Origin of the sequence: Blastopirellula retiformator, assembly GCF_007859755.1 — a bacterium.
GTDB lineage: Bacteria > Planctomycetota > Planctomycetia > Pirellulales > Pirellulaceae > Blastopirellula > Blastopirellula retiformator.
The window spans coordinates 237037-249570 of the sequence record NZ_SJPF01000003.1 but is presented as its reverse complement, the minus strand read 5'-3'; the positions used below and the strand labels follow the sequence as shown (position 1 = coordinate 249570).

Below are 12534 nucleotides of genomic sequence, written 5' to 3'. Positions count from 1 at the left end.
CCGGGCCGCGACGCCTTATGAACGCGACACGTCAGCGACGCGTCCGGCTTTCGCCGAACTCCGCCGCTTATCGATAATACCGCCCAATAAAGGACCGTGGCCAGACACATTAACAAATAGAAACCGAAAACAACCAGGCAAACGGACGTCCAGAACATGATTTGGGGTCTCCAGCAAAAGGGAACTTCGGGGACGATGTCTAAGTATTCGGCTTTTCTGGCAATGGGTACAGGCGCACAAAATGCATTTTGTTACCATGACAGATGATGTTTTCTCATCTGTCATGGTCCGACTTACTGGGAACTGTCATGCCTGACGACGCATCTCCGTCAAACGCCGACCAGAGGCGACTTTATGACCAGGTTGCTAGCCATATCGCCCGCCTGATCGAGCAAGGGACCTTGCGCCCCGGCGATCGCATTCCTTCGGTTCGCCGCATGCGAGGGCAAATGTCGGTCTCGCTATCAACGGTCACGCATGCGTATCGCTTGCTCGAAAGTCGCGGACTGATAGAAGCACGACCCAAATCGGGCTACTTTGTTCGCGATACGGCTTTCCGCGTTCCGCCGCCCCCCAAAGCGTCCCGCTCGAACATCCGCCCTTTGCGGGTCAACGTCTCGCGGCTATCGCGGCGCCTGCATGATGTCCTCGCATCGCCGGAGGTGATCAAACTGGGCGCCGTGGTGCCCGACGTCGAGCTCTTGCCGATGCAGCGGATCAACCGCTTGCTGATGCAAACGCTGCAGCGATTTCCCGAGATGGGACATCGCTATGACGTGCCGATCGGGCACGCGCCGCTGCGGCACGAGATCGCCCGGCGAATGATCGACGCCGGGGCCGAAGTCTCGCCCGACGAGATCGTCACCACCACCGGGGCCAGCGAAGCGGTTTACCTGGCGCTGCATGCGGCATTGCGCCCTGGCGATACGGTTGCGGTCGAATCCCCTTCCTACTTTGGCATTTTGGAAAAGCTGGAGACGACCGGCATTCGCGTGATTGAAGTCGCTTGCGATCCTGAAGTGGGCGTCGATGTCGATGCGATCGAGCGGCTTGCCCAGGAAGGTCGCATCCAAGGCGCCGTGGTCGTCGCCAACTTCAACAATCCGCTCGGCTGCCGCATGCCGGACGACGCCAAAAAGCGACTGGTCGATGTGATGTGTCAGCATCAACTGCCGCTGATCGAAGATGACATTTTTGGCGAACTGCATTTTGATACCGGCGTGCGGCCCAAGGCGCTCAAAGCGTTCGACCGCGATGGTTTTGTGCTCTACTGCAGTTCGTTCAGCAAAACGATTTCGCCCGGTCTGCGGGTTGGTTGGTGCGCCCCTGGCATCTATCAAGACGCATTCGTTCAAGCGAAAATTGCGATCAACCCAGCCGGTTCGATCGCCATGCAAGCTGCCGCGGCCAAGTACCTGGAAACGGCCGGTTACGATCTCCATCTGCGCCGTTTGCGGCGGACGCTGCACGAACGAACCCGCATAGTGGCTTCAAGCGTCTACGAGCACTTCCCCGAAGAAACGCGAGCCACCGCCCCGCAAGGAGGCCAGGTCCTTTGGATCGAACTCCCCCGCGGCTTTGATAGCGTCCAACTGTTTGAAGAGGCGGCGGAGCGAAACATCAGCGTGGCGCCCGGCGTGTTGTTCTCGCCCGGCGATCGCTTCCGCAATTTCCTGCGACTGAACTGTGCGATTCAAGCGAATGCCCGAGTCGAGCAGGCGATCATTGAGTTAGGCCGTTTGGCGAAAAAGCAGTTGGCAATGTGAGTTGGAGAGAAGGGCAGGGGACCAATCGAGTCTCTTTCCCATGTGCCACTGCTGGACAAGCCGGCAGTGGCACACGTTGTAGTACAATTGAACCAACGTTTGCCAAACGCATTCATTGCCACGCAGACGTGGCAACGGCACCCCCTATATAAAACAAGAAACTCACCATGCCCCCAACCAACATCCCCTATGCGATCAAAGAATGGGACGTCGTCTGCGCGGCGCTTCGCGCAGGCAAACAATACGTACTGCTCCGCAAAGGGGGCATCCAAGAGCACGACGATCAGTTTCGCGCTGAGCATGACGCTTTCTGGTTTTGGCAGACGCGGTTCCATCAATCGCCCGATCAGCTGAACGACGCCGGGCAAGAGATCCTGGATCAACTCGGAGGCAAACACTCTGGCGGCAACCGTTTCGCCGTCGACTTGCTGGCCCAGGTCGATCAGGTTCGCTACGTCACGCAAGAGACGAAGCTAGACGAGCTTGAAGAACTGCACATCCTGTCGGACGACGCCCTGCGGATGCGGTTCCACTATCGCGAGCTGGGCCTCTATCTCTTCCTGGTCCGCATTTACGCCGCGCCGCAAGCGAAGGTCTTCGTCGAAACGCCCGAGATCGCCGGCTGCAAAAGCTGGATCAAACTGCCCGAACCGCCGCCAGCCGCGGACCTAAAACCGGTCCTCACCGACGACCAATTCGCCGCGGTGAAACAAAAGTTTGAATCGCTCTTGGCGTAGGGTCCGCTATGCGGACCAAGCATCGCGAAAGACAAAACACTAGCCCGCAGCGCCAGCGACGGAAAGCGGCGGGAACTGCCAAGAAAAGCAGACGCTCGTCTTACATTAGACATTGGGATTCAAACATTCGTCATTCGCTTGAATCCGCATTCCCTTGCTCGCGCTGCGGGCTGTTTCTGAATCGCTTCCGCAACGCCCGAAACGTCGTCACCAACAACGTGATCACCGTCAGCGGAATCACAAACCCGACCATCATCACTTCCAGCGGGTGCGACCACGAGGAATCCACCGCTTCCAGAATCAGGTAGGTCGTGTAGGCGATGTAGTAGAAGACGAATAGCGCTCCTTCCCAACGTGCGATCGCATAGCCCGTAACAAAGATCGGCAAGCAAGCGACCGCCACCGCGATCATCACCGGAATGTCAAAGGTCAGCGCCGCCTCGGAAACCGGTATGCCGGCCGGGGACGCCAACGACGACAATCCCAACACGCAGCAAATGTTGAAAATATTGCTTCCCACGATGTTGCCGACCGCGATGTCGCGCTCGCCACGGATGCTGGCCATCACCGACGCGGCCGCTTCGGGCAGCGACGTGCCGACCGCCACGATCGTCAAACCGATCAACAAATCGCTCATCCCAAAGTAACGAGCAATCTCGCTGGCGCCGCTCACCATCCACTGCGAACCGAAGGTCAGCGCGACCAGTCCGGCGACGATATATCCCAACTGCAAGAACAGCCCGGCTGCCGTCAGCTTTTCATCGGTTCCATACTCTTCGGCAAATTCGTCCTGCACCTCTTTGCGCTCTTTGCGGCTTTGATAAATCAACCAGCCAATGTAAACGACCAGAATGCCGAACAAGATTCCGCCGTCGAGTTGACTGATCTCGCCGTCGAATCCCAGCAGCAACATCAAGAACGAAAGGGCAACCATCAGCGGCACATCGAGCCGCACCAGTTGGCTGGAAACGACCAGCGGCGCCACCAAGGCCGACATCCCCAACACCGCCAGAACATTGAAGATATTGCTGCCGACGATATTGCCGATGCCGATGTCGGTATTGCCTTGCAAGCTGGCGCTCAGCGAAACGGCCAGTTCTGGGGCGCTGGTTCCAAAGGCGACGACCGTCAGCCCGACCACCAGCGGAGAAATCCCGGCCAGCGCCGCCAACTTGGCGGCCCCCCGGACCAGCAGTTCCCCACCGACGACCAGCCCCACCATCCCCAAAATCATCAAGAATATCTGCCAAAGCATGGCGCAGCAGCTTTCTAGCAAAAGGAATTGAGCAACCGCCCGTCAGTGTGGCGGCGCAAGAGAAGATGAGCAAGCCGACTAGGTTAGGGATTCGGTGGGCTAGCGAGTTTCTTGGGATAGAAACCGCGAATCGAGCCCGTAGTGCGACCGAGGCAATGCGGTGGGAAAATGTCTAATGACGAATCACTAACTGCCTGTTGAAAAATTCCCTCGTGGCATTTTCCAACCTCGCCAGGCTCAGAGCATAGCTCTTCGCGGCTCCCAAAATAACGACGTAAGTCGTTATTTTGGGAGCGCATCCGTGCGATCACGCAGTCCGTCGAGAAAATCAACGGACTGCTAATGTCTAATGCCGGAGAAAGCTCTTCTTTTTCATTAGACATTCGGATTTGGACATTCGTCATTCACTGGCATCCGCGTCCTGTTTCAGCATTCGCATGTTCGCAAAGACCGCCGCCATCATTCCTTCGGAGGCGGCTGACGCGACGCTCATGACGCCCCACGACGCCGCGTCGCCGGCGATGAACAAACCCTCGACCGACGTTACCCCGTGCGGTTCGGTTCTGATCGTGCCGGCCTGGTGACCTTCCGTTTCCAGCGATAGTCCCAACGACTCGGCCAGCGGCGTCGTCTGCGAGAACTGGGGCGAGACGAATACCGCCGCCAGCGACAGTTGCTCGCCGCCGGCCAAAGCGACGCCGGTGAGTGTTTCCCCTTCCCCTTCGAAACCGGAGATCGCCTCTTCGCGAATCGCAACGTCATGCGCGGTCAGCCACTTTGCAACTTCCGCAGGCAGACTCACGTCGCCGCTTGTCAAATAGGTGAGCTGTTTCGTCCAGCCGAGCAACATGGTCGCCCGCTCGATCACCTGTTCCGCCGGAGCGAGAAAGGCCCAAGGTCGATCGCGAATTTCCCAGCCGTGGCAATAGGGACAAACGACGATGCCGCGGCCCCACCACTGTTTCGCCCCAGGGATCGGCGGCAGACGATCGGCGATGCCGGTCGCCAGGATCAAAGAACGACAGGCGACGCGTTGTCCGGCGAATTCGACTTCAAAACGACCATCCACCGTCTTGGCGGCGGTCACGCGGCCCTCTTTGACCGTAACGTCATACGAGGCCAACTGCGCGCGGCCAATCCGGCGGATCTCGCTGGGGGGCGTGCCGTCTTGGGTCAAAAAACCATGCGCCGCGTCGGCCGGCGCATTGCGACCTTCGCCTGCGTCAATCAGCAGCACTCTGCGACATGCCCGGCCCAGCACCAACGCCGCACTCAAACCGGCCGGGCCTCCGCCGACGACTACGGCTTCGTATTGAGCCTGCAACATTTCGGTCATCACCAGCTCCTTCGGGGTAAGGTCAACTCGCGTTATCGTAGCCCGATTCAAGCGCCGAAGAAATGCGGTACCATCGACAACAACCAGGAGGGCGCATGCGTCGCCGAAAGGGGCTAAGATAAACCGCAACAAACTCGCCCAAGCGCCATCATGCCTGTCAGCAACGACATCCAGGAACTCGTCCACGCCCAGTTCGGCCCCCAGGCCGAGTCGGCGATCTACTTGCTCGAGCAATACGGAACCGACCCGGCTCATGGCGAGGTCGATCGCGTGCATGCGGCGATCGTGCAGTTGGCCGCCCGCGACCTGCGCACCGTCGAGCGTCTGGTCGAAGAAGCGCGGCACGACTATCGCAACTTGCTCTACTGGCTGCGGTTTGACAAAGATGGCGATCCGCCGCCGCTGGCCACCTTCATCCGCGCTGAGGAAGCGATTCTGACTGCGGATATACCCAGCGAACTTCGTGGCGCTGCGGTGACGCTGGTCCTTCTGGAAGGGCCTGACTACGAACCGAGAGTGCTGGACGTCAATCCGACGCCGGAAGAAATCGACGCGCACGTTCACCAGCAGCCGTGGGATCAGCTCACCTTTTTCGTCGCTCAGCTCAACGACAATCATTGGCTGGAAGGTTCTGGCAGTTTGAAGCCGGAAGATGGTCTGTCAGCGCGCTGCAAGATCGGCGGCAAAGAGTATGTCACTTCCCAAGCGCCGCAGTCGCTGGACGAAATCGTGGCGCTGCTCGCTTCGTTCGCCCAGAAAGATGGACGGTGGCGGACGATGGTGGAGTGGGGTTAGACGAAGCGATCGATCTCTCACGTGTGCCAAGCTCGCCGAGCACAACGGCAATTCAACGGGCGAGAAAATCTGGAAAACCCATTCATTGCCACGCAGACGTGGCAACGGCACCCTAGAATCGCCCCCTCTTGTGGGCGTAAAGTGTCGTCCCAATCCTCCTTTTCCGGCCGAATTGCTCAGAAACTTGACCCTTGGCAATTTAGGCAAGTATACTTAAAGGCTCGGGTTGCGCTCATTTTGCAGCCCGGCTCGTCCAGTACTGCTCGATCTTGCTTCTGTCTCGCCTGGAATTACCAGCATGTTGCGTCGTACCCACTCTGTTGCGCTGCTCTTGTTCGCCCTCTGTGCCGCGCCGCTAGCAGCGACGTCGACCGCTGTGGCCCAACAGCCCAGCGTGAAGGCGATGAACGTCGCTACCGCTTCGCAACCGGCCGCTGCGCCAGGCCCCAAAAATCCGCATAATTCGCCTCGTCGGGTCTTTGCCGAAGGGGTGCTGACCACGATTCCGACCGACCTGCGGGCTGAAGAAACCTTCACCGGTCCCGAGCCGATCCTCGAAATCATCAAGGGCGCCCAGGGACTCGATTGGACGCCGGAGACGATGCCCAATACCCGCACGCTGAAGGCGATGGCCGAAAACGTCATCTACCGCCGCAGCATCTGGGGGCTGGAATTGTCGTTCAAACCGGTCCGGATGATCGAAGTCGACATCCCGCAGCCGACTGGCAAAATGCAGCGGAAAACGTTGTGGTACATGGTCTACCGCATCAAGAACATGGGGAACCCGCTCGAGTCGAAGGCGACCACCTTTGAGACCGGCGACACCCTCTACGAAGCGACCCAGGCCAGCAAATCGACCGCGCCGATCCGCTTTATCCCGCGATTTATTCTCGAATTGAGCGACCAGAAGAAGGAATATCTGGACCGACTGGTCCCGGTGGCGATGGCCCCGATCGCGGCTCGCGAAATGGGGGGAACTCCTTTGTACGACTCGGTTTCGGTAAGCCGCTTTGACATTCCGGTCTCGACCGAAGAGGTCGACAACGGCATCTGGGGCGTGGCGATCTGGGAAGACGTCGACCCCGATACCGACTACTTCTCGATCTACATCCAAGGGCTGACCAACGCCTATAAATGGACCGATGACCCCGATAAGGTCGTTCCCGACGACATCGGCAACCAACGGGCGTACAGCATGAAGACGCTCAAGCTCAATTTCTGGCGTCCCGGCGACCGCTACAACGAACACGAAGACGAGATTCGCTTCGGGGTTCCTGGGCAGGTTGACTACGAGTGGGTTTACCGCTAAAAAGAGAGTTTCGACCCGCCTCGCGCGTGTCGATAGTAGGTAAAACGCTCATTCTCGCCGGCAGCCGATTGCATTGCTGCAGCGGAAATCCCATAGATTCAGGAGTTAGGTGATATGGCCCATAAGAAAGGTCAAGGTTCGAGCCGCAACGGTCGTGACTCGAATCCGCAGTATCGCGGCGTGAAGAAGTACGGCGGCGAAGTGGTTCGCGCCGGCAACATTCTGGTTCGCCAACTCGGCACCAAATTCCGCCCTGGCAAGAACGTCGGCTGCGGCAAGGACTACACGCTGTTCGCCCTGTGCGACGGTTCGGTCCTGTTCGATCAAAAGGGTCGCCGCATCAATATCGTGCCGGCCGCCGTCGAAGCCAACTAAGCTGCCGAAACGCCACCGCCTGTTCGCTAAGACAGCCGGACGTTTCTGAAACTGTAAAATGCCAGGGATGACTCCAGTTTGGGTCATCCCTGTTTTCGTTCTGGGACCAGCCAAACATGTTTGTTGATCGCGTACAAATCGATATCGAAGGGGGCGCCGGCGGCGACGGTTGCATGAGCTTCCGCCGCGAAAAGTACGTTCCTAACGGCGGTCCCGATGGCGGCGACGGCGGCAGCGGCAGCAGCATCATCCTGCTGGCCGAAGAAGGGGTCGACAGCCTGACGGCGCTTGCCCACGTCAAACATTGGCGCGGCGATCGCGGCGTTAACGGCGGCCCCGCCAACCGCACCGGCAAGTCGGCCCAAGACATCATCATCAAGGTCCCGGTCGGCACCGTGGTGATCGAAGCCGAAGCGGGCTTCGTGATGAAAGACCTGAGCACGCCGGGCGAGCAAATGGTCGCCGCCCGCGGCGGCGCCGGCGGTCGCGGCAACCTCAGCTTCAAGACGTCGACCAATCGCGCCCCGCGCCAATCGACCCCCGGCGGCAAGGGCGAGAAGCGGCGGCTGATCCTCGAACTGAAGTCGATCGCCGACGTCGGTTTGATCGGCAAGCCGAACGCCGGCAAGAGCACGCTCCTCTCGCGGCTCTCCCGGGCACGTCCCGAAATCGCCGACTACCCCTTCACCACCAAGTTCCCCAACCTGGGCATGGTGCAGATCGACTACGACCACACCTTCATTTTGGCCGACATCCCCGGCTTGATCGATGGCGCCAGCGAAGGAATCGGCCTAGGACACGAGTTCCTTCGCCATGTTGAGCGCGCCGGCATCTTGATTCACCTGGTCGAACCGGCGCCGGTCGACGGCACCGATCCAATCGAGAACTACAAGTCAATTCGCCATGAACTGACGCAGTACGACGCCGACCTGGCGGCTCGTCCCGAGATCTTGTGCGTCACCAAGGCCGAACTGCCCGAAGGCAAAGAGATTCGCGATCAGCTGGCCGAACTGACCGGCGGCGAAGTGCTGCTGATCTCGGCCGTGACCGGCGAAAACCTGAACGTGCTGCTGCAGCGCACCGGCGAACATCTCCAACGTGCCCGTGAGCAAGCGCAGCAGTAACCGATCCCCCGTCTTCAAGCGAGCAAGCGATATGAACGGAATCTGGGGAGCGGTCGACGTGGGGAACACGTCGATCCACATCGGCCTGTTTGCCGCCGACGACACCCGGCCGCTGCCGGCGCCGACGATCGTTTACGCGACCGCTTCGCACGAGCCGAACTTCTCGCCGCTCGACGACGTGCTGCCGAGCGAAACGATCGCCTGGCAAATCGTCAGCGTCAATCGTCCCGCGCAAGCCGCGCTGCAAGCCTGGGTGCTGACCAATCGCCCCGGCGATACTTGCCGCGTCCTAACGCACGCCGACTTGCCGCTACCCATTGCGGTCACCGCGCCCGAGAAAGTCGGCATGGACCGCCTGGCCGCCGCGGTTGGCGCCAGCGCCATTCGCGATGCCGAGCGCCCGGCGATCATTATCGACGCCGGCAGTGCGATCACCGTCGACGTGGTCGCCGCCAACGGCAGCTTCATCGGCGGCGCCATTGTCCCCGGCATGAAGATGGCCGCCCGCGCGTTGGCTGGGCAAACCGATTTGCTGCCGGAGATCACCGTCGACGTCGGCGAAGTCCCTACCGCCATCGGAACCGACACCCTGGCCGCCATGCGCAGCGGGCTCTACTACAGCGCCGTCGGCGGCGTGCGCGAGTTGATCGCCCGCTTTACCGCGCAGCTCGACGGCCCCGCCCCGCAGATCATCTTCGCCGGCGGCGATGCGGCGAAGCTCGCCCCGCAACTCGACGTCGCGTCGGAAACGATCGACCATCTGGTGCTGGGCGGCGTCGCGATCGCGGTCCGGACGGCGAAAGAAGCGTCATGAGCGAAACGATTGCCGCGCTCGTCACGCCTAGCGGACGCAGCGCGATCGCTACCGTTGTGGTCGAAGGTCCCGCCGCCGATCAGGCGGTCGATCGCCACTTCTTTCCGCTTGGCAAGAAACAAGCCGGCGCCAGCCAGGTCGGCGACATCCTGGTCGGCCACTGGCGCGATGGCGAGCAAGACGCGGGCGAAGAACTGGTCGTCAGTCGCACCGCCGCTGACCGGATCGAAGTCCACTGCCACGGCGGCGTCGCCGCGTCGCGGCGCATCATGGATCACCTGGTCGCCGCTGGCTGCCGCGAGGTTGACTGGACCGAGTACGCCCACCGCAGCGAGCACGCGCCGGTCATCGCCGACGCCCGAGTCGCCCTGGCCGCAGCGAAAACGGCCCGCACCGCCGGCTATCTGCTCGATCAATACAACGGCGCCCTGCCGACCGAACTGGCGGCGATCGTGCAGTTGCTGCAGACCGATCACGCCAACGAAGCGCCGCTGCGGCTGCAGTCGCTGTTGGCCAGCGCCAACTTCGGGATTCATCTGACGCAGCCCTGGAAGGTGGTCATCGCCGGGCGTCCCAACGTCGGCAAAAGCAGCCTGATCAACGCTTTGGTCGGCTACGAGCGGGCGATCGTGTTCGACCAGCCAGGCACCACCCGCGATGCGGTCACCGCGACCGCCGCCTTCGATGGCTGGCCGGTCGAACTAGCCGACACCGCCGGACTGCGCGACAGCGACGACGCCATCGAACGGGAAGGAGTCGCCCGGGCTCGCAAACTGCAAAGCGCCGCTGATTTGATCCTGCTGGCCATCGACCAATCGGCCCCCTGGACCGATGAAGACCAACAGCTGCACGACGCCTACCCCAATGCGATCGTGATCCACAACAAAGCCGACCTCCGGGCTGACAACACCAGCCAACGCCCGCCGGGATTGAAGGTCTCGGCCCAGCGCGGCGACGGGCTAGAGCAGCTAATCACGATGATCGGCCACGCCCTGGTTCAGACGCCCCCGATGCCCGGGACGCCGCTGCTGTTCACAACACAGCAAGTCGCCGCCATCCAAACCGCGCTGCAGCAGATCAAAGCGAAAGAAGAAGCGAGTGCACTCGCGACGCTGAAAGCGCTAACCAGCTAGGCACAACCCCTCCGCAAACTAACCCGAGGCGCAAGCCGAGGGAATGCGGTCGCAAACAAATGACGAATGTCTAAATCCTAATGACGAGAATCTTTTCTTCTGGCATTAGAGCGGTTTTCCTCCATCTGTATCGTTCGGGCTGGTTGCGGCCGCATTCCCTCGCTGCCGCAGCGGGCTAAAGTCTCCACCTACTTATCCCGTTTCAAATACTGATCGATCGGCAGCGCGTATTTCGAGACCAACAGCTCAGAGATCGACTTGGTGAAGGTGACTCGTTCTCGCAGATCGCCCCCGGCGAAGATCAGGTAAAACGTCGCCCGGCCTGACATCATGTCGATTCGGCTTACCTCGCAGGTGACCTTCACTTTGACGCGTTCTTCGAACCGAGCGAGAAAGCTGTTGTACTGCTTGTCGTACCCGTACTGCTGGGGAAACTCGGCGATGTTGACGACCAAAAGTTCCGCAAATTTGGCCAGGGTCGGCTCAACCGCTTTCCTTTCGTGCGACGGCAATCCCACCCCATGGCGCAGACGCGGATCGTCCGAACTGATCACTGGATAGGCCCGGTCGTTGGCTACGTCGATCAACACGCAAGCTTCGGCCGTCAAGACTCCGGCGAATTGCTGGAGCCCGCGAACCTGATAACCGGCCAGCACGCAGTCAGGCCGATCGGGACAGGGGACGACGACTAACTCGGCGACCGCCATCGGCTTGATCTCCTTCAGCCTCGATAGGGGCGCGAAGCCATGATTCTCCTCGAACAGCTCGATCTTGGCGCCATCGGTAGAGACAACTTGCGAATGCCGGGAGAATGCGTGTGGAATCGGCGATGCGAGCCGCGTGATCAATTCATAGTACTGTCGCGGGGTCGCATAGGTTTCTCGAACATCCGCGGTTACCGCAACACTGCACAGAACTAGGGCTCCAGCGACCATCTCAGATTCCTCGCTCGTGAAAGATAGCTCGATCGTTTTTCCTAGCGGCGGCCGCCCAAACTCGCGACGCTAACGCGGCGACGGCAGTCTCTGGGTCGTGATGGGACTCACGTATTTCGGTTGTGGAAAATACTCCTCGGCCGGCTTTGCGATCGTGGTCGACAGCAACGGTTGCATTTCGATCTGCCCGCCGAAGACGTTCTTTCGCCCTTCGGCGGCGATCTCCACGCGAACAGCCATTCCGGCGACGCAACGCCAGGTGGATACCTCCTGCGGCACGCCAATCGCTTCGCCTGACTCGAGATCGGCAAAAAACGCGACCTTCACTTTGGTTTCGAACGGCGGTAGTTTGACGAACTGCCCTCGAAACGCTTGAAACTCGGAATAGAATGGAGCGTCACTTTCTTGCTCGGCGATGCGGTCCAGATAGTAGCTCCAAATCCCTTCACAAATCGCGTGGACTTCTTCGACCTGCTCCTTTTCCAGGAAGAGTCGTTGCTTCGGGTCATCCAGCGGGACGACGATGTTCCGATCGGTATCGATCAAGACGCAAAAGCAGTAACGGAGCAGATGTTCACTCTTGCCGTAATAAGGATCTTTGGAGGTCGACTCGAAACCGGCCAACAGCAGATGGGACGCCTCTGGGATGGCGACCACCCTTAACCGATACTCGCCCAGAATTTCAAAACTCTTTTGCCCGTCGGATCGCACCTTGACCCGCACTACTTTCTTGGTTGGCGGCGCATCCTGCTTCTCCTCTTCGACGGTCAACGTCTGTAGCGTCGTCCCATCCGCAGAGACTTCGATCTGCTGGATGTTACGGATCGAGTAAGTGTTGTCGATCACGTTAAACAAGTCCCGCGTGTGGGGAATCGTCTCCTTGGCGTCCCCCGCCAGCGCGAACATGCAAACAACCACAGCGACAGCATTCATGCGACATCCTTTTCCAAATTAC

The 12534-nt window shown here is 60.0% G+C and carries 12 protein-coding genes; 8 read left to right on the top strand and 4 right to left on the bottom strand.

Annotated features, from left to right (window positions below; genetic code table 11):
- The first annotated feature begins 308 nt into the window (after positions 1-308).
- Complete coding sequence (locus tag Enr8_RS12780) at positions 309-1766, top strand: aminotransferase-like domain-containing protein (protein ID WP_146432095.1); 1458 nt, start codon at positions 309-311, stop codon at positions 1764-1766.
- Positions 1767-1933: 167 nt separating this feature from the next.
- Positions 1934-2503: a DUF1802 family protein gene (locus tag Enr8_RS12775; RefSeq protein ID WP_146432094.1), complete on the top strand. Its 570-nt coding sequence runs from the start codon at positions 1934-1936 to the stop codon at positions 2501-2503.
- 130 nt (positions 2504-2633) lie between these two features.
- On the opposite strand, the gene Enr8_RS12770 is transcribed toward Enr8_RS12775, so the two are convergent.
- Together Enr8_RS12770 and Enr8_RS12765 are read right to left on the bottom strand one after the other, a co-directional pair.
- Complete coding sequence (locus Enr8_RS12770) at positions 2634-3758, bottom strand: calcium/sodium antiporter (RefSeq protein ID WP_146432092.1); 1125 nt, start codon at positions 3756-3758, stop codon at positions 2634-2636.
- A gap of 400 nt (positions 3759-4158) precedes the next feature.
- The gene (locus tag Enr8_RS12765) at positions 4159-5094 is read right to left on the bottom strand and encodes an NAD(P)/FAD-dependent oxidoreductase (protein WP_146432090.1); all 936 of its coding nucleotides are present in this window, start codon (positions 5092-5094) and stop codon (positions 4159-4161) included.
- Positions 5095-5244: 150 nt separating this feature from the next.
- On the opposite strand from Enr8_RS12765, the gene Enr8_RS12760 reads away from it, so the two are divergent.
- The 6 genes from Enr8_RS12760 to Enr8_RS12735 all read left to right on the top strand — a co-directional run bounded on the left by Enr8_RS12760 (position 5245) and on the right by Enr8_RS12735 (position 10644).
- A complete protein-coding gene (locus Enr8_RS12760) occupies positions 5245-5889 on the top strand; it encodes a hypothetical protein (RefSeq protein ID WP_146432088.1) in 645 nt (214 codons plus the stop codon).
- Positions 5890-6187: 298 nt separating this feature from the next.
- Positions 6188-7198, top strand: a complete 1011-nt coding sequence (locus Enr8_RS12755; protein ID WP_146432086.1) for a hypothetical protein — start codon at positions 6188-6190, stop codon at positions 7196-7198.
- A gap of 114 nt (positions 7199-7312) precedes the next feature.
- Positions 7313-7573, top strand: a complete 261-nt coding sequence (rpmA, locus tag Enr8_RS12750) for a 50S ribosomal protein L27 (RefSeq protein WP_146432084.1) — start codon at positions 7313-7315, stop codon at positions 7571-7573.
- Between the two features lie 116 nt (positions 7574-7689).
- Positions 7690-8697 (top strand): GTPase ObgE, encoded by a 1008-nt coding sequence (obgE, locus tag Enr8_RS12745; RefSeq protein WP_146432082.1) that lies wholly within the window; start codon positions 7690-7692, stop codon positions 8695-8697.
- A gap of 31 nt (positions 8698-8728) precedes the next feature.
- Positions 8729-9511, top strand: coding sequence for a type III pantothenate kinase (locus tag Enr8_RS12740; protein WP_146432080.1), 783 nt, complete (start codon positions 8729-8731; stop codon positions 9509-9511).
- Positions 9508-10644 carry a GTPase gene (locus Enr8_RS12735; protein ID WP_146432077.1) on the top strand — a complete coding sequence of 379 codons (1137 nt, stop codon included), beginning with the start codon at positions 9508-9510 and terminating at the stop codon, positions 10642-10644. The genes Enr8_RS12740 and Enr8_RS12735 overlap by 4 nt, the downstream gene beginning before the upstream one ends.
- Positions 10645-10832: 188 nt before the next feature.
- Here the strand turns inward: Enr8_RS12735 and Enr8_RS12730 are convergent, their stop codons facing one another.
- Positions 10833-11579, bottom strand: coding sequence for a hypothetical protein (locus tag Enr8_RS12730; RefSeq protein ID WP_146432075.1), 747 nt, complete (start codon positions 11577-11579; stop codon positions 10833-10835).
- Positions 11580-11648: 69 nt separating this feature from the next.
- Positions 11649-12512 (bottom strand): hypothetical protein, encoded by an 864-nt coding sequence (locus Enr8_RS12725; protein WP_146432073.1) that lies wholly within the window; start codon positions 12510-12512, stop codon positions 11649-11651.
- Positions 12513-12534 lie beyond the last annotated feature (22 nt).

Bases quoted from the DNA above. Each gene is read 5' to 3' on its own strand.
- Enr8_RS12780 (WP_146432095.1), top strand. From the start codon at position 309: ATGCCTGACGACGCATCTCCGTCAAACGCCGACCAGAGGCGACTTTAT.
- Enr8_RS12775 (WP_146432094.1), top strand. From the start codon at position 1,934: ATGCCCCCAACCAACATCCCCTATGCGATCAAAGAATGGGACGTCGTC.
- Enr8_RS12770 (WP_146432092.1), bottom strand. From the start codon at position 3,758: ATGCTTTGGCAGATATTCTTGATGATTTTGGGGATGGTGGGGCTGGTC.
- Enr8_RS12765 (WP_146432090.1), bottom strand. From the start codon at position 5,094: ATGACCGAAATGTTGCAGGCTCAATACGAAGCCGTAGTCGTCGGCGGA.
- Enr8_RS12760 (WP_146432088.1), top strand. From the start codon at position 5,245: ATGCCTGTCAGCAACGACATCCAGGAACTCGTCCACGCCCAGTTCGGC.
- Enr8_RS12755 (WP_146432086.1), top strand. From the start codon at position 6,188: ATGTTGCGTCGTACCCACTCTGTTGCGCTGCTCTTGTTCGCCCTCTGT.
- rpmA (WP_146432084.1), top strand. From the start codon at position 7,313: ATGGCCCATAAGAAAGGTCAAGGTTCGAGCCGCAACGGTCGTGACTCG.
- obgE (WP_146432082.1), top strand. From the start codon at position 7,690: ATGTTTGTTGATCGCGTACAAATCGATATCGAAGGGGGCGCCGGCGGC.
- Enr8_RS12740 (WP_146432080.1), top strand. From the start codon at position 8,729: ATGAACGGAATCTGGGGAGCGGTCGACGTGGGGAACACGTCGATCCAC.
- Enr8_RS12735 (WP_146432077.1), top strand. From the start codon at position 9,508: ATGAGCGAAACGATTGCCGCGCTCGTCACGCCTAGCGGACGCAGCGCG.
- Enr8_RS12730 (WP_146432075.1), bottom strand. From the start codon at position 11,579: ATGGTCGCTGGAGCCCTAGTTCTGTGCAGTGTTGCGGTAACCGCGGAT.
- Enr8_RS12725 (WP_146432073.1), bottom strand. From the start codon at position 12,512: ATGAATGCTGTCGCTGTGGTTGTTTGCATGTTCGCGCTGGCGGGGGAC.